Here is a 21377-nt window from a genome sequence, read left to right on the forward strand (position 1 = left end):
TTAATCCACCGTGTGGCGAACTATGGCTTCGGATCTGGGAAAAATTACGTCAACTTCTTCATTCAGCTCAATACTTAAAGTCTTTTTAAAAGGAATCTTTGCGCTTTCACCGGGTTGCAAAGTTACAACATCTTCAAGGAGCAATTTTACGGGTGTTTGCCTGCCATTTTCCAGAGATATATGTTCACCATCTGTTTCTATATTTATTCCCAGCATTTCCCTTTTCCCGGATTTTACGGAAAAAACAATCACTATTGGTGCAAAGGCATTTATTATCTCAATAAAATCCTTTGTGTAATTTCTCAGTATTCCCTGATACTCTCGCCATCTATCATCTTCAAAGCGCTCATATATTATACGCCTGCCAATTAATTTCTCAAGCAACGGATCGTAAGAGTTACCTATATAATCCACGAAGCTTTCTCCCATTTTATTGACATATTTCTCTTTTCCCGAGAGAACGGAGCTTTTTGGGGTAACCTGACCTATGAGTAGTTTCATCGATTCAACTATGGCATCTCTTACAGCTGCAAAGAAATTGCGAACAGCTTTCCTTACAGTGACAAAGAAGCCGGATTGGGAAGAGAATGTTTTAAGCTCACGTTTTTTTCTTAATGTATCATCAAGATCCGCTGGTATTCTATAAATTGCCTTTATGCTAGCATATTCTGACCTGTAGAGAATAAAGCTCGTTTCAAAATGTGAACCGCTTTTATAGGGTTTTGGGTATCTTAAAAGCAAACCGCTGCTTTCAAGGTCCAGGGTTCCCCAAACTGTCCTGCCATCCTTCATTTCAGCTATAACCGGGAAGCCTTCCATATCCTTTAAGCACCTGTCCCTCCAGGTGGCTTTCAAATATGCAACGACAATGGCTGTTGCAAAGATAATTATTATTGTAATCGTAAGGCTGCTCATCTGCACCTCCAAAAAAGCCCGCTTTCGCGGGCTTTGGAATTTTTATGAGACGATGATATTCATTATCTTATCAGGAACATAGATGACTTTTTTCATCTCTTTGCCTTCAAGGTATCTTGAAATCTTAGAATCCTCCTTCAAGACATCTAACACTTCATCCTGTGTGGCTCCTTGCGATACAAGAACTTTCCCTCTGATCTTTCCGTTTATTTGCACAGGGATTTCTATATTAGCGAGTTTGAGGTATTTTTCATAACCCGCAGGAAATCCTGCATTCAGCACACCGCCTTTTCCCCCTTTCAGTTCAAATATCTCCTCGGATATGAAAGGAGCGAATGGCGCGAGTAGTTTTGCAAGATCAATAACGAGCTGTCTTTCAATGCTGCCGTATTTCAATGCTTCATTCACAAATTCCATTATTGCAGCGATGGCTGTATTGTATTTTATGTTTTCAATCGAATATTGAACCTTTTCCACTGTTTCACCCATCTTAATTTTCAATTCAAGGGGACTTTTGGCCTCTGGAAGATTTGCTATTTCCCATACCCGATTCAAAAATCTCTTTATTGCATCCATTCCGCTATCTCTAAAATCTCCACCTTCAAGGAAGCTTCCCATGAACATCAGGTAAGTTCTTAAAGCATCCACGCCATGTGTCTCAAAGTAATCATTAGGGTTTACTATGTTGCCTTTGGATTTGCTCATTTTCTGGCCGTCTTTGATGATTAAGCCATGACCTCTGAAAGAGGAGAAGGGTTCTTCAAAATGGAGCAAACCAAGATCATGAAGCGCCATAGTTATAAACCTGGAATACATGAGGTGAAGATTGGCGTGCTCGTTTCCACCAATATACATATCTACGGGTAACCATTTCTTTGAGAGTTCAGGATCATAAGGTTGTTTGTCATCACGGGGCGAAACGTATCTCAAGAAATACCATGCGGAATCAAGGAAATTGTCGCTCACGTCTGTCTCGCGTTTGGCAGGGTTACCGCATTTTGGACAGGTTGTATTGACAAATTCTGCATTCCTTGCAAGGGGAGAAAGGCCACTACCATCAGGTATATAATCGTTAGTTTCTGGCAGTAATACAGGAAGGTCTTCTTCAGGAACCGGAACAATCCCACATTTATCACAATAAATAATCGGGATAGGCGGACCCCAGTACCTCTGGCGCGAAACACACCAATCATGAAGATGGTAGTTAACTGTTGGTCTGATCTTCTCATGGACTTCACCGACCTTTTCGATGAAATCCTCGCTCTTCCAACCGGTGTAGGGACCGCTATTTATCATTACTCCATATTCCGTATAAGGGAGTTCCTCTGGAGAGCATTCTATTACCTGTTTTACCTCTAATCCGTATTTTTTCGCAAAGACATAGTCCCTTTCGTCATGAGCTGGTACCGCCATAACAGCACCTGTCCCGTATTCTGCCAGGACATAATCGCCGATCCAGATGGGAATGCGTTCGCCTGTAAGTGGATGTATTGCGAAACTGCCTGTGAATATCCCATTTTTCTCCCTTTTGATTGATGTTCTGGTAGCCTCATCCATTTTGTTTACAGTTTTCAGGAAATCGTCGAAAAGCGATTCTTGATCAGCTTTTATTAATGACCCTGTCATTTTGTGCTCAGGCGCAAGAACAAGATAAGTGACTCCGTAGACTGTATCAGGTCTAGTTGTGAATACTTCAATGTATTCATCTTTTCCCTCAACCTTGAAAGCAATCGTAGCGCCTTTAGAACGACCAATCCAGCTTCTTTGAATGTTTTTGGTTATTTCTGTCCAGTCGAGCTTATCCAGGTTTTCCAGCAGTCGGTCGGCATATTTGGTGATTTTGAAAAACCACTGGCTCATCTGTCGCTTTGTGATTTCCGTGCTGCACCTTTCACACTTACCTTCAATAACCTGTTCGTCAGCCAAAACGGTTTTACAGGATGGACACCAGTTGACTGTTGATTCTCTTTTTTCAGCAAGACCTGCTTCATAGAGCTTCAAAAAAATCCATTGTGTCCAGCGATAATATTCAGGATCAGAGGTGTTCACTTCGCTACGCCAGTCAAAAATGTTCCCAATTTTCTTCAATTGCTCTTCTCTGAAGTATTCTATGCTTTTTGGTGTTAATTCTGCTGGATGCTTGCCAACCTTTAATGCATAGTTTTCGCTGTGAATCCCAAAAGCATCAAAGCCAATAGGCTCAAATACATCATAACCCTTCAATCTCATATAGCGTCCGTAAACATCAGATCCAATAAAGGAATACATATTTCCGATATGTAGCCCGGAAGCAGAAGGATATGGGAACATCATGAGGTTATAGAAAGGCTTTTTTGCTTCTCTTAAATTCACCTCATAAGGTCTTTCCTTTTCATAGTAGTTCTGCCATTTCTTCTCAATGGATTTAAAGTCGTACATTGACATCCCCCTGTTCAGCCTTTAATCGAGTTTGCTAATAAGTCTTAATATGATATTTGCCATCTGCCTGCCAGTTCTGTTTGCTACTTCAATTACCTCTTCTGCCGTTAAGGGCTTGAGGTCATCGGGAACGGCCCTGTCTGTTATGGCCGACATTCCCAACACTCTTATGCCAGCATGCCTGGCAACGATCACTTCCGGGACTGTTGACATTCCTACAGCGTCTGCGCCAAAGCTTCGCAACATTTTCAGCTCAGCAGGGGTTTCGAAACTCGGGCCCGATATTCCAACATATACTCCTTCATAAACCCCTATACCGAGTTCTTTTGCGGCAAGGAAGGCCAAGGAACGCAGCTCTTTATCATAAGCTTCGCTCATATCCGGAAATCTTGGTCCCCATTCTTCAATATTTGGACCTATCAAAGGATTACTGCCCATGAAATTGATCTGGTCTTTGATGAGCATTGGATGCCCGATTTCGAAGTCCGGATCAAGCCCACCGGCGGCATTGGTAACGATCAATATCTCCACGCCAAGTTCCTGCATAACCCTTATAGGAAATGTGACTGTTCTCATATCATAACCTTCATAGTGATGAAATCTGCCGTTCATGAGCATCACAGGATATCCATGGATTTCGCCAAATAACAGCTCGCCTTTATGGCCTGGCGCTGTAGAAAGGGGAAATCCCGGTATTTCTTTGTAACTAAAAATCTGGGGTTTTTCCAAACTCTCCGCAATTCCACCAAGACCTGATCCCAATATAATCGCTATTTTTGGGCGCTTTTGAATGTTGTCGATGAGAAATTTGGCTGATTTTTTCACATTTGAAACGTACTCATTCATCTCATGGATAACTTTTTGAACACTCATAATACTCCTCCTCCCAGAATTATCTTTTTCTTATCTTATACATTATAGCAGAATCAGGAAAAGTCAACCAGAAGATGCTATAATTTCACCGATATAAAGTGTCATGATTGAAAGGAGAGTTGTGGATGCGATTTTCAGAGCTTTATGCTCCGACATTGAGGGAAGCTCCTTCCGATGCAGATTTAATTAGCATCAAATTGCTTATACGTGGAGGTTTTGTAAGGAAAGTAGCAGCGGGTGTCTACGCATATCTACCCCTTGGTTTGAGAGTGCTGAAAAAGATTGAGAATATAGTGCGTGAAGAGATGGACAGGATTGGCTGCCAGGAATCTTTGCTTCCCATTATCCAACCTGCAGAACTCTGGCATGAATCAGGAAGATGGGACGACTATGGACCCGAAATGATGAAACTGAAAGACCGCCATGAAAGGGATTTTACCCTTGGACCTACTCATGAGGAAATAATAACGAGTGTTTTAAGGAGCGAGTTGAGATCTTACAGGCAGTTTCCTCTTTCGTTATATCAAATTGCGGTAAAATACCGCGATGAAATCAGGCCAAGATTTGGATTGATGCGTGCGAGAGAATTTATCATGAAAGACGCTTATAGCTTCCATACAGATTGGGAATCACTGGATAAGGCTTATAAGAAATTTTATAATGCGTACTCGCGGATAATGGATAGAATTGGATTGAGATATCTCGTGGTTGAAGCCGATTCAGGCGCTATCGGCGGAAATGAATCCCACGAGTTTAACGTTCTCGCTAAAAGCGGTGAATCCACATTGCTTTACTGCGATTGCGGTTATGCAGCAAGTGATGAGAAAGCAGAATATATGCTCTTTGATAAGAGCAATTCGGTGGAACAGATGTCACCGCTTGAACGTGTTGAAACACCCGGAGTGAGAACTGTGGAAGAAGTCGCTTCCTTTTTAGAAAAGCAGCCTGGTGATATCGTCAAATCATTACTATATCATGGCAAAAAGGGGTATGTCATGACACTTATTAGAGGCGATGTGACATTAAACGAATCAAAACTTAAAGCCCATCTTGGCGATCAGAGCCTAAGGCTTGCGGAACCTCAGGAAGTTCTCGAACTCTTTGGTGTTCCAATTGGATTCATTGGTCCCATAGGACTTCCTGACAACATGAAAATCGTAGCGGATCACACAGTAAAACCCCTGGCAAATTTCGTTGTTGGAGGCATGAAAGAAGGAACCCATTATGTCAACGCCTGTTACGGAAGAGATTTTAATATCGATGAATGGGCTGACTTAAAGATGGTTCAGGAAGGAGACCCCTGTCCAAAATGCGGTAAAGCACTAAAAGGCACTAAAGGAATTGAACTCGGTCATATTTTCAAGCTTGGAACAAAATACTCGGAAAAGATGAATGGCTATTTCACTGACGAGAACGGAAATAGCAAGCCTTATATCATGGGATGCTATGGCTGGGGAATTTCAAGAACCATGAGTGCAAGTGTTGAACAGCTGCACGACAAAAACGGAATTATCTGGCCGCTTTCAATTGCACCTTATCAGATAATAATATCCGCTCTTAACACCTCTGATGAGCAGATCATGAAAGTAAGCGAAGATCTCTATAAAATTCTCCAAAAGAAGAACTATGAAGTGCTTCTAGATGATAGAGAGCTTTCGCCGGGTGTCAAGTTCAAGGATGCTGATCTCATAGGGATTCCTCTGAGGATTACCATTGGCAGAAAGTTAAAAGAGCAAAAAATCGAATTGAAACTGCGCACTTCATCTCCTAAGGATGTTGAGGTTGATGAAAAATACTCAAAAGTTCTTGAAAAAATCGAAGAGCTTCTTAATAACTACAACCCGGGAAATTTTTTGGAGGTTAGATAATGGGAATATTTTCGAGAGTTAAACAGGGATTAAGAAAAACAAGAGAATCCATTTTCAAGCGCGTGAAAAAGCTCCTTAATTTTGAAAAACTCGACGATGATACCCTTGAAGAAATAGAGGAGCTTCTGATCACTTCTGACATGGGGGTGGAGACTGCTGGCGAGGTCATTGAACAGTTAAAGGAGAAAGTCAGCAACTATGAAAATCCGACAGAAGCGTTAAGAGATATTCTGACAGATTTGCTTAAAATAGAACGTGTTGAGATATCTCCGGAAGAACGTCCATTGGTTATCTCTGTTGTTGGTGTCAACGGCACTGGAAAAACAACCACGATAGGAAAGCTATCAAAACGGTTTGCTGAAGAAGGAAATAAGGTTGTACTTGCGGCCTGTGATACTTTCAGGGCAGCTGCTGTTGATCAGCTTAAAATCTGGAGTGAAAGAATTGGTGTCGATTTTATCAGCCAGGGGCAGGGAGCCGATCCTGCCGCGGTAGCCTTTGATGCCGTGAGCCATGCAAAAAGCAAGTCTAAAGATGTTGTCATAATTGATACCGCTGGAAGGTTGCATACCAAGCACAACTTAATGGAAGAGCTTAAAAAAATTCATCGCGTGGTGAAAAAGGTCATTCCAGAAGCCCCTCATGAGGTTCTCCTTGTGATCGATGCTACTACGGGACAAAATGGCCTTGTTCAGGCAAAAAAATTCATGAATGCTGTTAACGTAACGGGTATTGTTCTAACAAAACTAGATGGAACAGCAAAAGGCGGGATTGTATTCGCTATTGTAAAGGAATTAGGGATACCGGTAAAATACATAGGTGTTGGTGAAGGCACAGATGACTTGAAGCCTTTTGACTCCTGCGAATTTGTGGAAGCTCTTCTGGGCACCGAAGAATTAGAGGAAAACGAGGTGTGAAAAATGGGATTCACAATCAAAAGTAGCTATGCTTTAAGAGCATTACAGGATCTTGCAATTGCTTCAGAAAGCGGTAGAGAATTGGTCTCGCTTTCTGAAATTGCTAACAAAAACAAGATCCCCAGGGATTTTCTTGAAAAAATTTTTGCTGAGTTAAGAGAAGCCGGATTTGTGAAATCAACCAGAGGGAGGTATGGTGGTTACACGCTCGCAAAAAAGCCCGAGGAGATAAAGCTTAAAGCAGTTATTCTGAAACTTGACAGGCCCATGAATTCTTATATGTGCCTGCAATCCAGTGATGAATGCGAGATAGATTCAAATTGTGCCGTTAAATATGTATGGTTGAAGCTTTACAAAGCCATGATGGACGAACTCGGAAATATGACGTTGAAAGATGTTGTTGATCTTTCAAAAAAAATTGAAGCCGGTCAACAAATAGAGATATCTCAGAGCATTTCCAAAGGGTGATGTTTAATGAAGCGCGCGGTGTATCCGGGATCATTCGACCCAATCACTTTTGGCCACATAGACATTCTCGATAGGGCTTCAAGAATATTTGACGAAGTCACTGTATTGGTCATGAACAACATAAACAAGCGATATTTTTTCAGCTGGGAAGAACGATGTGGTCTGGTGAAAGAAGCCATCAAAAAATACAGAAATGTAAAAGCGGAAACATATGATGGCCTTCTCGTGGAATACGCCAGAAAGAATGAAATCAACGTTCTTGTGAGAGGATTGAGAGCTGTTTCAGATTTTGAATATGAACTACAGATGGCCCATATGAACAAAGCTATGTGCCCGGATCTGGAAACAGTGTTTCTCATGACAGATTCAAAATACTCGTTTATATCCTCCACAGTTGTCAGAGAAGTAGCCAAATTTGGTGGCGACGTATCTCTTTGGGTTCCCGATTATGTTGCGCGCGCTTTTGAAAAAAAGTATAAATAGCATTGCCTTATCTCATTTGGTTAACCTATTTGAAATCTTGAATTAGATACGTGCGTTATAATCCTTAAAGAGAATACTTATTTATCTGATAAAGGAGGAGCAAAGATGGCTGAAAAGATCACTGCCTCAATGGTAAAGGAACTCAGAGACATGACTGGAGCAGGTATGCTTGATTGCAAAAAAGCTCTTATCGAAACCGAAGGCGATTTTGAAAAAGCAAAAGAGTATTTGAGGAAAAAAGGCGCAATGAAAGCTGATAAAGTGGCAGGCAGAGCCACTGGAGAAGGAATCATTTACTCTTACATCCATCACAACGACAGGCTTGGGGTTTTGTTAGAGCTCAATTGCAACACCGATTTCGTTGCAAGAACTGATGAATTTAAAGAATTAGCCCATAAACTTGCTTTGCAGATAGCTTCCATGGCTCCAAGATGGGTATCGAGGGAAAATGTGCCAGAAGATGTCCTGGCAAAAGAAAAAGAAATCTATGCGGAACAGCTTAAAGCTTCTGGTAAGCCAGAGCATGTTATTGAAAAGATAATCGAAGGTAAAATAGAGAATTTTTACAAAGAAAACTGCCTTCTTGAACAGGAATATGTTTTTGAAAAGGGTAAAACCATTAAAGAACTCATCGTTGACCTGATCGCTAAAACGGGTGAAAACATTCAGGTGAGTCGTTTTGTAAGATGGGAACTTGGTGGAGGTTCTAATTAAGAAATTACTGAGGTGAGCTTTGCTCACCTCTTTTTTTGGGAGGTAAGTATGTACAAAAGGGTTCTTTTGAAATTAAGTGGTGAGGTTCTTAGCGGTGAAGGCAATAAAGGATTTGCGAAAGAAAAGATCGATTACTTGATTGGCGAACTCAAAAGCGTAGTGGAGCATGGCATAGAACTTGGGATTGTTATCGGTGCCGGCAACCTTTTTCGTGGTGTAGAACTGTCCTCGCTCAGCTCAAAATCGGCCGATCAGATCGGAATGCTTGGCACGCTCATAAACTCAATATATTTGAAAGAAGCCCTTACAAATAGCGGTATAAAAGCAGTGGCTATTTCTTCCAGCGTGAACTCACCATCTTTTGAACCTCACCAGTATAATCTCATTGAAAGGTATTTCAGCACAAACCATGTGGTAATATTCGGAGGTGGCACAACACTTCCTTTTTTCACAACTGACACTGCTGCAGCCATTCGTGCTATTGAAATTAGCGCTGACGTTTTGATAAAGGCAACTAAAGTTGACGGGGTATATGATAAGGATCCGAAACTATACCCAAAAGCCACCAGGATAGGCAAAATAACCTTTAGCGAAGCCATTGAAAAGGGGCTAAAAATAATGGACAAAGAAGCATTTTCACTTTGCCAGAGATACAAAAAACCCGTGATTGTTATAAATTTCTTTATTCCCAACAGTTTATTAAGTGCTATAATAGGCGAGAAAACCGGAACATTAGTTTTACCTGATTGATTTGAGGAGGTGTGGTTAAATGTACGCTCAAATATTTGATATGCTGGCAAGAGAAGTGCTTGATTCAAGGGGAAACCCCACCGTTGAAGTCGAAGTATGGCTTGATGACGGGACTTATGCAAAAGCAATTGTTCCTTCTGGTGCGTCAACAGGGAAATTTGAAGCTCTTGAATTAAGAGATGGCGACAAGAAGAGATACCTTGGAAAAGGCGTGCTAAAAGCTGTTGATAATGTAAATGAAACAATTGCACCTGAGCTCATTGGCATGAATGCGCTTGACCAGGTTGCCATAGACAACGCTTTGCTGAGAATTGATGGAACTGAGAACAAAGACAAACTCGGTGCTAATGCAATTCTAGGTGTTTCCATGGCTGTGGCGAGAGCAGCAGCGAATTATCTTGATATGCCTCTTTACAAATATCTCGGAGGTGCTAACGCAAGACAGCTGCCTGTACCATTCATGAACATCGTCAATGGTGGTAAACATGCCGATAACAACCTCGATATCCAGGAGTTCATGATTGTCCCCACAGGTTTTGACACATTCAGAGAAGCCCTGAGGGCAGGCGTTGAAACATTCCACAATCTAAAGAAATTACTCAAGTCCGATGGGCATGTTACAGCTGTTGGCGATGAAGGAGGTTTTGCACCCAATCTTGGCAGCAATGAAGAAGCAATTCAGTATATCATAAAGGCAATCGAAGCTGCCGGTTACAAAGCAGGCGAAGAAATATTTATTGCACTTGATTGTGCGGCGGACTCGTTCTTCGATGAAGAAAAAGGAGTTTACCTTGTTGACGGCAAAGAAATGTCTTCTGAAGAACTCATATCTTATTACGAAGATTTAGCCAACAGGTATCCCATAATCAGTATTGAAGATCCTTTCCACGAAGAAGATTGGGAAGCTTTTTCCAAATTCAATAAATTACTTGGAAACAAAATTCAGATTGTTGGCGACGACTTATACGTAACAAATCTAAAAAGATTGAAGAAAGGTGTGGAACTTGGCTGTTCCAATTCTATACTCATCAAACTCAACCAAATCGGTTCTGTTACCGAAACTCTGGAAACAATCGAATACGCCCAAAAACATGGAATGAGCTGTGTGGTTTCACACAGATCTGGTGAAACAGAGGATACATTTATTGCCCATCTCTCGGTCGCAACAAATTCAGGTATGATTAAAACCGGATCAGCTTCCAGAAGCGAAAGGATTGCCAAATACAACGAGCTTCTCAGAATCGAAGAAGAACTGGGCGATGCCGCCGTATTTGCTGGCACGGATTCCTTCTACAATCTTTGAAACAATTAAAATTTAAAAAGGCGCGGGGATTCTCCTGCGCTTTTTTGGAGGAATTTGAGATGATTTTAGATGTCATTGGGCCCATCATAATTGGTCCATCAAGCTCGCACACAGCAGGAATGGTAAGGCTTGGAAGAACTTTTAGATACCTTTTCAACCATTCCTTCTCAAAGGGCGAATCTCTGAAAAGAGTGGAATTTTACCTCAACAAACCTTTATTCAGCAGCTACAAGGGGCACGGAACCGATCGAGCCCTTGTGGGTGGCGTATTAGGATATTTTGAAAGCCAGGAAGAAATCAGGTCTTCTATTGAAATCGCATCATCTCTAGGGCTTGACATTGTATTTTATTGCAAATCATTTGAAAATAGCCACCCTAATATGGTTATGATATCAGGAAATTCAGATAGCGAAGCACATTATCTAATCGGCGCATCAACGGGCGGTGCTTCAATTGAAATACTTGAAATCGATGGAGCCCCGATGAATATTTCCGGGACATTTCCAACATTGATCATAAAGAATTCTGATACACCCGGAGCCTTATCGAAAATTGTTGGGGCAATAAGCATGAAGAAGCTTAATATCAGCAATATGTTTTTGGTCAGGACAAATAGGCTGAAAGGCGAAGCAACGTGTATTGTTGAGCTGGATGACGTACCAGAGGGCGAGTTGATTTCCCTGTTAGAAAAACTGGAACCAGTGTTATCTGTGTCTTACCTCCCCCCGATAACCACTGCAATAGGAGTGACATGAATGAATTTCAAAAGGCTTATAGATACTGCCCTTAATACCAGCACCGATTTGTACGAAGTAATCTCGAACTGGTACATGCTTGAAAGTGGAACTTCTTCAAAAGAGCTATACGCATTTTCTGAAAGAATGATAACATCCATGCTGAAAGCATACAAAGAGCGCCAAAAGGCATCAATCCCATCATTAACTGGCTGGACAGGTGATATAGCTCAAAATTTAAGGAATTACACCCCGAGGTTTCTTAATGAGCAGCTGCTTTATGCTTTGGAAGTTGCAATTTCAATGGCAGAGCACAATGCCTCTATGGGGAAAATCGTTGCCTGTCCCACCGCTGGGGCTTGTGGTGTCGTTCCCGGTATTATTTTGAGTTTGAAAAGATTTAACGGAGTGAGTGTTGAAAAGCTCAGCAAAGCCCTGGTTGTCGCTGGGGCTGTTGGTGAGTGTATTAAGGGGAAAGCTTCCATTTCCGGCGCTGTTGCTGGCTGTCAGGCAGAAATCGGTACAGCAACAGCTATGGCTTCTTCAATACTGGTATACATTGCCAGCAATAACAATTATCGGGCATTATATTCTGCACCGGCTCTGGCATTGAAGTCTTTGATGGGACTGGTATGTGACCCTGTTGGTGGATATGTAGAAATCCCCTGTGTTAAAAGAAACGCTTTTGGAGTTTCAATTGCCTATACAGCTGCCGAAATGGCACTGGCTGGAATAGAATCTCTCATTCCCTTTGATGAAGTTGCTGAAGCTATGGGAAAAGTAGGACGAGCTTTGCCGGAATCCCTTCGTGAAACCGGAGAAGGTGGAATCGCGGCTACCCCAACCGCAAAGAAGTTACTAAATGAATTCATAGACAGGAGTGAATCTTAATGATAAAGCTGATTATTTTTGACCTTGGTGGTGTATTTTATGATAATGCTGATGTGACCTCTGCAATCTCCAGCGATCTTGGTATTAGTGTGGAGCAATTTTTGAGATACGCGAAATTATCTGGCTTGAAGGAATTTAGTTGCGGGAAGATATCTGCCGATCAATTCTGGAAAAGGTTTCATGCTGTATCCGGTATAAAGGTACTGGATGAACTATGGGGAAAACACTTCAAGCCAATCCTCAAAGAAGAAACCCATACTCTTATTCAAAAGCTCAAAGCGAAATTCACGGTTGTAGCGGGCTCAAACACCATCGAACCTCATTATGAAATAATGAGAAACCGCAGGGATTTTGAGATTTTTGACCGTGTATACGCGTCGAATATCATTGGTTATTCCAAACCAGATCCCGCATTTTACAAAGAAATTCTAAAAGCAGAGAAGACAAACCCGATTGAAGCTGCTTTTATTGACGATACTGAGGCAAATGTGCTCTCAGCTAGAGAGCTTGGTATAAAGGCAATTCATTATAAAGATGACATTGAAATCGAAAAGCTTTTTGATGAGATCATTCTTCAAGCTTTATGAGATAAGATTCAGCGATTTGGAGATCAGTTTGTGCAGTTATCTTGAAATTTGGTGAACGGGAACTCAAAAGAGTTACCTCACCTCCATATTTCATATAAAGTGTTGCGTCATCTGTTGCATCCAAAAAGTGGTCACTCAGCGCTTTTTCATGTGCTCTCAATATCTCTTCGAAAATAAAACATTGAGGAGTTTGAGCTTTCCAGAGTTTTCTTCTATCCAATACTTTTAACAAAATTCCATCTTCTGCTTGATAGATGGTATCGGTTATTTTTTCAGCGATAACCGCACCTTTTCCGGGCTTAACATATGATAATATCTCTTCAATTTGATTCGCATTAAAAAGGGGGCGAGCAGCATCATGGATCATGACTTTATGGGGTTTGTATCGCGACAGCGCATTCAGGCCTTTATGCACTGATTGCTGTCTGCTTTCACCGCCTGCAACTACTTCTACCCTTTTCAACCCATAATTTTTCAGAATACTTAGTGCTCTTGCAACCCAGTCAGGATGCATGACAAGCACAACACAATCTATGAGAGACGACTGATAAAACAACTCAACTGACCTTATGAATATCTCTTTCCCATTAAGCTTTACAAATTGCTTGGGGAGAGGGGAGCCGAAACGCTTCCCCTCGCCACCAGCAACAATTAGCGCAGCAGTTTTCATTTCAACAGATGCACAAAGAGACCGCTTCTTAATTTGGGTTCAAACCAGGTGGATTTTGGTGGCATGACCATTCCCATATCTGCTACTTCCATGAGGTCTTCCAGAGAAGTTGGATATAAGGCAAAAGCCACTGCCCACCCTCTGTCTACCCTTTCTTCAAGGGTTTTCAGACCTCTAATGCCGCCTATAAAATCTATTCTGGGATCCTTTCTTGGATTCTCGATTCCGAGGATAGGCTCAAGAAGGTTCTTCTGAAGTATAGAAACATCAAGCCTTGCCACAGGATCAGCAGCATCAAAGCTATTTTCTTTGGCATGCAGTACATACCACTTACCTGATAGATACATGCCAAATTCATGCTTTTTGGCTGGCTTATAAGGAGCGACAGAAGCCCGTTCTATTTCAAATGCCTCTTCCAATTTCTTAATAAATTCTTCTTCTGACAGTCCGTTGAGGTCTTTAACTACCCTGTTGTAATCCAGAACCTGTAACTGAGAATGCGGGAAGATCACAGAAAGGAAGTAATTGTACTCTTCTTCGCCTGTGTGATTGGAATTTTGAGATTTCATGATTTCTCTTACCCTTGAAGCAGAAGCAGCTCTATGATGGCCATCGGCTATATAAAGGGCTGGGATTTTTTCGAAGGCTTTTTTGATTTTTTCTATATCTTTCTGCTCATAAACAGGGAATACTTTATGCTGAACTCCATTTTCATCTGTAAAATCATATAGTGGGAAAAGCCTGTTTTTCAATTCTTCGAGAAGTTCATTAAAATCTCTATCTGCTTTGAAAGTGAGAAATACAGGGCCTGTGTTTGCCCCAACAGTGTGTACATGCTTTGCCCTATCATCTTCTTTGTCCTGTCTTGTAAGTTCATGTTTCTTTATCGCTCCCGACTGATATTCATCAACTGAAGCGCAACCCACTATACCTGTTTGAGTATGGTCGGCCATTTTTTGCCAGTAGATATAATATGCGGGTTTGTCTTCTATGACCAAAATCCCCGATTTTATCATTTTTTCCAGATTTTCCCGTGCTTTTTCGTAAACGGGTTCTCCATAATGCGGAACATCAGGGGGAAGATCAATTTCCGCCCTGATAACATGCATGAAGCTTTCTGGAAGCTTTCCGAATTCCTTTGCCTCTTCGTAACTTACTACATCATATGGCGGACAACTCACGTTTTCAACAAGATCCGGTTTTGGCCTTACAGCCCTGAATGGTTTAACTACGGACACTTTATCCCTCCTTGACAAATTTATCAAAATATTTTCGCTGACGTTGAAACATCTCTTTCGCTTCTTCTTCATCATTTTCGTGTTCATAGCCAAGAATGTGCAATAATCCGTGGATTATCATCAAACTCAATTCTTCCTCAAAACTGTTTCCATAGTCTTTTGCTTGGCGTTCAATGGTTTCAAGGGAGATTATCATATCGCCAATAACATCTTCATCAAGCCCATATTCAAAAGAAAGCACATCAGTAGGGCCTTCCTTTTTCCTGTACTTCGCATTCAATTTCGCGATTTCCGCATCGTCAGTGAGCAAAAGGTCCAGTTCTGTATTGGGTTCGTTCCCAAGTTCATCAACAATTACATTTTTTATCAAAGCTTCAAGTTTTTCAAGATTGATTATCTTTGCTGTTTGGTTTTCTATTGCGATTTTCATCGGAAATCACCACCTTTTCCACCTTTTCTCGGGGATATTCAATTCGGCTCTGGCTGGTGTTTACCAGAACGCGAGTAAAAGCATCTATTATCTCTTCGAGATCGCTGAGATTTAGCCCGCTCTGATCGAGCTGCCTTTCGTTGTAAATGCCATTCACAATGTCTTCTACAAGTTCCTTAATCTTTCCAAGAGAAGGGTCTTTAAGGCTTTTAAAGGCAGCTTCCACAGAGTCAGCAAGCATGATAATGCCAGACTCCTTAAATTGAGGTTTCGGTCCGGGATATTTGAAATTTTCGATGTTTGCTTCGCCAAAATTCTTTGCTTTGTGATAGAAATACTTCTTCACACGCGTGCCGTGATGCTCTCTTATGACATCTTCAACCAGCAGGGGCAGTCTGTACTTTCTTGCAAGTTCTACACCGAGTTTAACATGCTCGTTGATAACAAGGCTTGACATTGAAGGCGTCAGTCCATCGTGAGGGTTAATGTCGCGCTGATTTTCCGTGAAGTACTGGGGCCTTCTTGTCTTTCCAATATCATGAAAATATGAAGCAACTCTTGCAAGCACAGCATTTACGCCTATCATTTCCGCAGCCGCTTCAGCCAGATTGGCGATGGCTACACTATGATAATAAGTACCGGGTGCGTTCATGGAGAGTTCCTTTAAGAGCGGATGTGAAAGATTTCCAAGTTCCAGTAAGCCAACATCGGAGTATATCCTGCTGACATATTCGATATATGGAATGATACCTACGGCGATTATTGAGGATATTACCGGATTTAAGAAAGAAAAGGTCAAATCCATCATATTGAATTTCATGTTGAAAATATAGTATACAACCCTCAGCGACAGAAATATAGCACCAACTTCAAAGCCTGCACGAGCTATGTGGATTCTTCTGAGTATTCTCCTCGTTAAGAGGGCAGAGAAAAGAGCAACCACGGATAGAACGACAAAATCCTCTATGGAAAAACTGTTAACCGTAGTGGTCATAAATGCAAGATAGAGTCCGGAAGCAAGACCTTCTTCATAACCAATTAGAATGGTTAGAATGGTTACACAAAGAAAAATCGGGGATAGACTCACCGAGTAATTAGGGGATATGAAATAAGAAAAGGCTGCGTTTAGAAGTATTCCCAATGTTATAACGGTAAAGACGACATATCTATATGTTCTATGTAACTTGAAGTAATCACTGCGCTTAAAGCTGGTTTCAGCAAAAAGATACCAGAAAATTATCGAGCCGACAAAGGATATGAAAGGATTCCGGGGCCAGTCAAGATAAAACAGGTTCATAAGCAGTACCATCAGGGTTGGAAAGAGCAGATAGTTCGTTATCGTTTCAAATCTAAAGGGCCTGAAATGATTTTTTCTCTTAATCCCCTTTTTCATCAGTTCTTTCCTCTCTTTCATATAAATCGTAAGCCTTTATTATTTCTTTCACGAGGGGGTTTCTTACAACATCTTGATCTGTTAGGTAAACAAAGGAAATTCCATCTATGTTTTTCAGCACTCTTTGAACCAGCACAAGACCGGAGTCTTGATTCCTCTCGAGGTCTATTTGAGTTATATCACCGGTAATAACTGCTCGCGAGTTGAAGCCTATTCTTGTCAGAAACATCTTCATTTGCTGATAAGTTGAATTTTGGGCTTCGTCAAGTATAATGAAGGAATTGTTCAAAGTTCGGCCTCTCATGTAAGCAAGGGGAACGACTTCAACAATGCCGTTGTCTTTGTAATAATTCAGCCTATCCATAGGAAGCATATCCATGAGGGCGTCATACAGCGGACGAAGGTAAGGGTCTACCTTTTCAGAAAGAGTCCCGGGTAAAAAGCCCAATTTTTCACCGGCTTCAACGGCGGGCCTTGTGAGTATAATTCTCTGCACTTTACCTGATTTCAAAAAGTCAACAGCCATAGCCACTGCGAGATAAGTCTTTCCAGTCCCCGCAGGACCTATAGAAAACACTATATCGTTCTTTCTCATAATTTCTATATATCTTTTTTGGCCTACCGTTTTTGGCTTTATTTTGTTGGTTAGAACGCTGGTTCCTTTGATTTCTTTGTAATAGCCTCCAAATTGCGTTTCTTCCTTCTGCATTATTTCGTGTTGCTCTACAAGGTACTCAAATTCCCTCCAGTCAACAAGATGCCCGTCAGTATTCATCTCAATTAGTTCATCAACTATATCTTTTACGATTTCAATGACGTTAGAATCTTCTCCTTTTATCCATACTTCATTGCCAATTATAGAAAGTTTCACATCGAATCTCTTTTGAAGGAAGCGAGCCTTACGATCATACTCGCCAAACAATTCGCTCATTTCTACTTCTTTTGGAATATGAATTTTTCTTACAGGCAATTTATCGCCTCCCTGTCTTATGAATAAATTATACAGCATATTCCTTTAGCGTACAGTTTCCGAACTGAGGGTAGTCAAAGTGTTCATATTTAGAACGTTTTAGGTTATTCTAAGCTGGCATTCTGTTGCATAAAATGTCCGGGAGGTGGTATTTTGAAATTTGCTATTGTTACAGACAGTACCTGTTCGCTTGATCAGGAAACTCTTAAAAAATATGACATCCACACTGTATCTCTCTATATCAACAGAGATGGTTCATACTTCAAAGCTTCTGAAATTGATCTGAAGAAATACAGTGATGAAATGCTAGATCCGAGCTTTTCGTCACTCACTTCTCAGCCTAGCCCCAACGATTTCTTTGAAGTTTTTGAGTCGCTAAAAGCAGATTATGATTGCATTCTCGTTCCAGTTATTTCTGCAAAATTGAGCGGTACTTATAGTTCAGCAGTGGTTGCGGCAGGAATGGTCGATATACCGGTAAAAGTTATAGACTCAAAATTAACGAGTTACGCTCTAGGGGCACTAGCTATAAATTTAAGAAAACTCGCAAGTGAAGGAAGAACACTGGACGAAATGCTTGATTACGCTAACCAGTTTCATAAAAAGGTCAGGGTAATTTTCTCTGTGGATTCTCTCGATCATTTATATCGCGGTGGCAGAATTGGAAAAGCAAAGGTTCTCATAGGAAGCCTTTTGAACTTGAAACCTTTAATTGAATTGTCGGATGGGGAACTCAAAGCAGCAGGAACAGTCAGGGGAAATAAAAAGCTTCTTGAAAGATTGTTTTCCATTGCTACAATGCCTATGGCTGGTCATGAGTTGAAAGGTGTCTGGATTCTTGATGTAAATCGCTCCGATGACAGCAAATTCCTTTTTGAAAAGTTGAAAAGCAATTTCAACAATGTCGAAGCCCGAATATCAACAGTTGAACCTGTCGTATTAACACATCTGGGACCTTCGGTTATCGGTATAATAACGGAATGGAAGGAAAAGTCAGTCTGAACTTTTCTCAGATCTGAGTTTTGCAATTAAATCTCGTAGCCTGCGGGGTGTCAGGCCAAATTCCCTTGAAAGGAGATTGACATCTCCTTCCAGGTCGTTTATTCTCTGCTCAAGCAGTTCTCGGGTTATCAGTTTGTGCAGACTATTAAGAAACTCCTTATAGGTAAGCCCCTTTGTCACATATCTAATTTTAGCCTCTTCAGTCAACAGATGAGTTAGTTCATCGAGGTTTTTGGTTGTTTTCATATAAACGACAGTATTAACAGTGAGATATTCTTCGATCATATTTAGCAATTCTCTGATATTTCCTGGATAGTCATACTCCAGGAATATATCTTTTATTTCATTGGGCAAATTCTTAAATGTAAGCAAGTATCCCTTTTTCTTAAGCACGTTATCAAAAATAATTGGAATATCACCTTTACGCTCCTTTAAAGGGGGTAGCTCTATTTTTATGGCTGACAATCTAAATCGGAGATCGTTTCTGAGTGCTGTGTCTTCTGTTCTGTTTGTTGCAGTAATAAAACGTACATCAACCCTTTTAGGCTGTGTATCGCCTATTTTAAAAAACTCCCTATTTTCTGTTATGCTCAATATCTTTGCTTGAAGATTCGCGGGCATATCACCGATTTCATCGAGAAAAAGTGTACCTGTATTCGCCAGTTCAATGAGTCCCTTTTTTTCAGTGTCTGCTCCGGTAAAAGCTCCCTTTTTGTATCCAAAGAGTTCGCTTTCAAGCAGTGTTTCTGGAATTGCCGCACAATTCATGGAATAAAAAGGTTTGTTCCAGCGAGGGGATACTTCAGCCAACACTTCGGCAAGGAGGTTCTTTCCTGTACCGGTTTTACCCAGTATCATCACACTTCCGTCATAAAACATGGAAAGAACGAGCATTTTTTTCAGTTCAACTATTTTTCTGCTCACTCCAACGATTCTTGAAAGCTGCGATTCAATCCTGTTGATAACCTCTTGAATTATTTGCCTTGAACTTTTCGGGCCACCGATTACCCGATAGTACCCCTTGAATGTATTGACCTCTTCTGAATACCCTTTTATTATAAAAGCCCTGATGGGGTTATTATTAATCAGTATGATATTTGTAAAAGCATAAAGCCAGTCCTGCAAAACTTTCTCATCATACGAAGAGCCATCTATAAAAAGCAATGTTGGAATATCTCTGCCCGTATTCACCAGATAATCAAAATCCAGCTCATATATGTTCGAAAACCAGTTAAAAGCTTCAAGCTCTTTCAATCCCTCACCGACCATTATTGCTCTGTAATTCACTTGAACACCTCCCAACATATTATACATTTTTTTATCACCTACACCTCTTTATAAAGCAATTTTTGATAAATGATATTGCATTATAAGGTATGAAAATATTATAATTATAATAAATGGAGTTAAATCTTTGTTTGTAATGAATTTTCTCGATATGCTGAATTTGGAGACCCCGTTTGGGGGAATTGAAAGGGGGAGGTATCGGTATGAAAAAGGTGATAGTGATTTTAGCAGTTCTGCTTTTCTCTTATCTTGCTTTTGGGCAAAATCAACTTGAAATTTTCAGCTGGTGGACTGGTGGAGGCGAAGAGGAAGGATTACTTGCTCTTTACGACGTATTCCATAAGTACTACCCGGATGTTGAGATTATAAACGCAACCGTTGCTGGCGGTGCAGGAACCAATGCAAAGGCCGTATTGAAGACAAGAATGCTTGGTGGTAATCCTCCTGATTCCTTCCAGGTGCACGGTGGCATGGAGCTAATTGATACCTATGTTGTCACCGGAATGATGGAACCTATTACAGGGCTTTTGGAACAATGGGGAATAAAGGATAAGTTCCCTGCTGATATCCTGCGAATTTGCAGCTATGAAGGCGAGGTTTACTCAATACCTGTAAACGTTCACAGGGGAAATGTCGTCTTCTATAACAAAGCGATTCTTGAGGAAGTGGGTATTAAAGAAGTCCCCGAAACATGGCCTGAATTCATTGAGGTACTCAAGAAAATAAAAGCTGCAGGATATGTTCCGCTTGCTCTGGGCGACAAAAACAAGTGGACGGCTACTCACCTATTTGAAGATATTCTCCTTTCCACTCTTGGAGCATATAACTACAACGGTTTATGGAATGGACGGACTTCCTTCGATCACCAGGGAATAAAAGAAGCCCTTGAGATTTTCAAAGAACTTATGAACTACGTAAATGAAAACCATGCATCCCTTACCTGGCAGGATGCAACTTTGCTTGTCTTTGAAGGCAAAGCAGCCTTCAATGTGATGGGAGACTGGGCTGAAGGCTATTTGAAGACCCTCGGGTGGACACCCGGAAAGGAATTTGGTTGGATGACCGTTCCCGGAACAAAAGGTTCTTTTATGGTCGTAACAGACACTTTTGGGCTACCTAAAAACGCTCCGCACAGAGAAAATGCCATCAAATGGCTAAAGATAATTTCTTCGGTGGAAGGGCAGGATACCTTCAACCCGATAAAAGGATCCATTCCCGCAAGAATTGATGCCGACAGGAGCCTTTACGATGATTACCTTACCTGGTCGATGAATGACTTTGCAACTAATGCTCTCTGTCCATCCATAATCCATGGTTCAGCAGCCCCGGAAGGATTTGCTACCGCATTGAACGATACGCTGAACATGTTCATAACAACCAAAGATGTTAAGAAAGCTCTCAGAGAAATAATTTACGCTGCTGAAGATTACCTCGAATAATTCACAGGGCCCTTCGGGGCCCTTTGT

Annotated in this window: 21 protein-coding genes; 12 read left to right on the forward strand and 9 right to left on the reverse strand. The window is 41.1% G+C overall.

Going from position 1 to position 21377, the window contains the following annotated elements:
* From AT15_RS00670 to AT15_RS00680, 3 genes are read right to left on the reverse strand one after another with little or no spacing between them, the layout of a single operon-like run.
* Entirely contained in the window at positions 1–915 is a 915-nt protein-coding gene (locus AT15_RS00670) for a hypothetical protein (protein WP_068345356.1), read from the reverse strand.
* A 42-nt stretch (positions 916–957) separates the two neighbouring features.
* The gene (leuS, locus tag AT15_RS00675) at positions 958–3333 is read right to left on the reverse strand and encodes a leucine--tRNA ligase (protein WP_068345357.1); all 2376 of its coding nucleotides are present in this window, start codon (positions 3331–3333) and stop codon (positions 958–960) included.
* Between the two features lie 21 nt (positions 3334–3354).
* Positions 3355–4206, reverse strand: a complete 852-nt coding sequence (locus AT15_RS00680; RefSeq protein ID WP_068345358.1) for a purine-nucleoside phosphorylase — start codon at positions 4204–4206, stop codon at positions 3355–3357.
* Positions 4207–4331: 125 nt separating this feature from the next.
* Between AT15_RS00680 and AT15_RS00685 the strand changes: the two genes are divergently transcribed.
* From AT15_RS00685 to AT15_RS00730, 10 genes are all read left to right on the forward strand, one after another.
* Positions 4332–6074 (forward strand): proline--tRNA ligase, encoded by a 1743-nt coding sequence (locus tag AT15_RS00685; RefSeq protein ID WP_068345359.1) that lies wholly within the window; start codon positions 4332–4334, stop codon positions 6072–6074.
* Positions 6074–6991 (forward strand): signal recognition particle-docking protein FtsY, encoded by a 918-nt coding sequence (gene ftsY, locus AT15_RS00690; RefSeq protein WP_068345362.1) that lies wholly within the window; start codon positions 6074–6076, stop codon positions 6989–6991. The genes AT15_RS00685 and ftsY overlap by 1 nt, the downstream gene beginning before the upstream one ends.
* Positions 6992–6994: 3 nt before the next feature.
* The gene (locus AT15_RS00695; RefSeq protein ID WP_068345364.1) at positions 6995–7459 is read left to right on the forward strand and encodes an RrF2 family transcriptional regulator; all 465 of its coding nucleotides are present in this window, start codon (positions 6995–6997) and stop codon (positions 7457–7459) included.
* A gap of 6 nt (positions 7460–7465) precedes the next feature.
* The gene (coaD, locus tag AT15_RS00700) at positions 7466–7942 is read left to right on the forward strand and encodes a pantetheine-phosphate adenylyltransferase (RefSeq protein ID WP_068345367.1); all 477 of its coding nucleotides are present in this window, start codon (positions 7466–7468) and stop codon (positions 7940–7942) included.
* 105 nt (positions 7943–8047) lie between these two features.
* A complete protein-coding gene (tsf, locus tag AT15_RS00705; protein WP_068345369.1) occupies positions 8048–8656 on the forward strand; it encodes a translation elongation factor Ts in 609 nt (202 codons plus the stop codon).
* Between the two features lie 48 nt (positions 8657–8704).
* The gene (gene pyrH, locus AT15_RS00710; protein ID WP_068345370.1) at positions 8705–9406 is read left to right on the forward strand and encodes a UMP kinase; all 702 of its coding nucleotides are present in this window, start codon (positions 8705–8707) and stop codon (positions 9404–9406) included.
* 19 nt (positions 9407–9425) lie between these two features.
* Positions 9426–10709 carry a phosphopyruvate hydratase gene (gene eno, locus AT15_RS00715; RefSeq protein WP_068345372.1) on the forward strand — a complete coding sequence of 428 codons (1284 nt, stop codon included), beginning with the start codon at positions 9426–9428 and terminating at the stop codon, positions 10707–10709.
* A gap of 59 nt (positions 10710–10768) precedes the next feature.
* A complete protein-coding gene (locus tag AT15_RS00720) occupies positions 10769–11464 on the forward strand; it encodes a serine dehydratase beta chain (protein ID WP_068345374.1) in 696 nt (231 codons plus the stop codon).
* The gene (locus AT15_RS00725) at positions 11465–12334 is read left to right on the forward strand and encodes an L-serine ammonia-lyase, iron-sulfur-dependent, subunit beta (protein ID WP_068345376.1); all 870 of its coding nucleotides are present in this window, start codon (positions 11465–11467) and stop codon (positions 12332–12334) included.
* Positions 12334–12921 (forward strand): HAD family hydrolase, encoded by a 588-nt coding sequence (locus tag AT15_RS00730; RefSeq protein ID WP_084251367.1) that lies wholly within the window; start codon positions 12334–12336, stop codon positions 12919–12921. Before AT15_RS00725 ends, AT15_RS00730 begins: the two co-directional genes overlap by 1 nt.
* On the opposite strand, the gene ispD is transcribed toward AT15_RS00730, so the two are convergent.
* The 5 genes from ispD to AT15_RS00755 are packed head-to-tail and all read right to left on the reverse strand — an operon-like array spanning position 12902 to position 17622.
* Complete coding sequence (gene ispD, locus AT15_RS00735) at positions 12902–13591, reverse strand: 2-C-methyl-D-erythritol 4-phosphate cytidylyltransferase (RefSeq protein WP_068345378.1); 690 nt, start codon at positions 13589–13591, stop codon at positions 12902–12904. The genes AT15_RS00730 and ispD overlap by 20 nt on opposite strands.
* Entirely contained in the window at positions 13588–14829 is a 1242-nt protein-coding gene (locus AT15_RS00740) for a DUF1015 domain-containing protein (RefSeq protein ID WP_068345379.1), read from the reverse strand. The genes ispD and AT15_RS00740 overlap by 4 nt, the downstream gene beginning before the upstream one ends.
* A gap of 1 nt (position 14830) precedes the next feature.
* A complete protein-coding gene (gene ybeY / locus AT15_RS00745; protein ID WP_068345380.1) occupies positions 14831–15259 on the reverse strand; it encodes an rRNA maturation RNase YbeY in 429 nt (142 codons plus the stop codon).
* Positions 15213–16652 carry an HDIG domain-containing metalloprotein gene (locus AT15_RS00750; protein ID WP_068345381.1) on the reverse strand — a complete coding sequence of 480 codons (1440 nt, stop codon included), beginning with the start codon at positions 16650–16652 and terminating at the stop codon, positions 15213–15215. Before AT15_RS00750 ends, ybeY begins: the two co-directional genes overlap by 47 nt.
* Positions 16636–17622: a PhoH family protein gene (locus AT15_RS00755; RefSeq protein WP_084251369.1), complete on the reverse strand. Its 987-nt coding sequence runs from the start codon at positions 17620–17622 to the stop codon at positions 16636–16638. The genes AT15_RS00750 and AT15_RS00755 overlap by 17 nt, the downstream gene beginning before the upstream one ends.
* A gap of 153 nt (positions 17623–17775) precedes the next feature.
* On the opposite strand from AT15_RS00755, the gene AT15_RS00760 reads away from it, so the two are divergent.
* Positions 17776–18624 (forward strand): DegV family protein, encoded by an 849-nt coding sequence (locus AT15_RS00760; protein ID WP_068345384.1) that lies wholly within the window; start codon positions 17776–17778, stop codon positions 18622–18624.
* On the opposite strand, the gene AT15_RS00765 is transcribed toward AT15_RS00760, so the two are convergent.
* The gene (locus AT15_RS00765; protein WP_068345385.1) at positions 18616–19911 is read right to left on the reverse strand and encodes a sigma 54-interacting transcriptional regulator; all 1296 of its coding nucleotides are present in this window, start codon (positions 19909–19911) and stop codon (positions 18616–18618) included. The genes AT15_RS00760 and AT15_RS00765 overlap by 9 nt on opposite strands.
* A 203-nt stretch (positions 19912–20114) precedes the next feature.
* Here AT15_RS00765 and AT15_RS00770 point away from each other — a divergent pair, with 203 nt between their 5' ends.
* Positions 20115–21350, forward strand: a complete 1236-nt coding sequence (locus tag AT15_RS00770) for an ABC transporter substrate-binding protein (RefSeq protein WP_068345386.1) — start codon at positions 20115–20117, stop codon at positions 21348–21350.
* The last annotated feature ends 27 nt before the right edge of the window (positions 21351–21377 follow it).

The organism is Kosmotoga arenicorallina S304 (assembly GCF_001636545.1).
Classification (GTDB): Bacteria; Thermotogota; Thermotogae; order Petrotogales; family Kosmotogaceae; genus Kosmotoga_B; species Kosmotoga_B arenicorallina.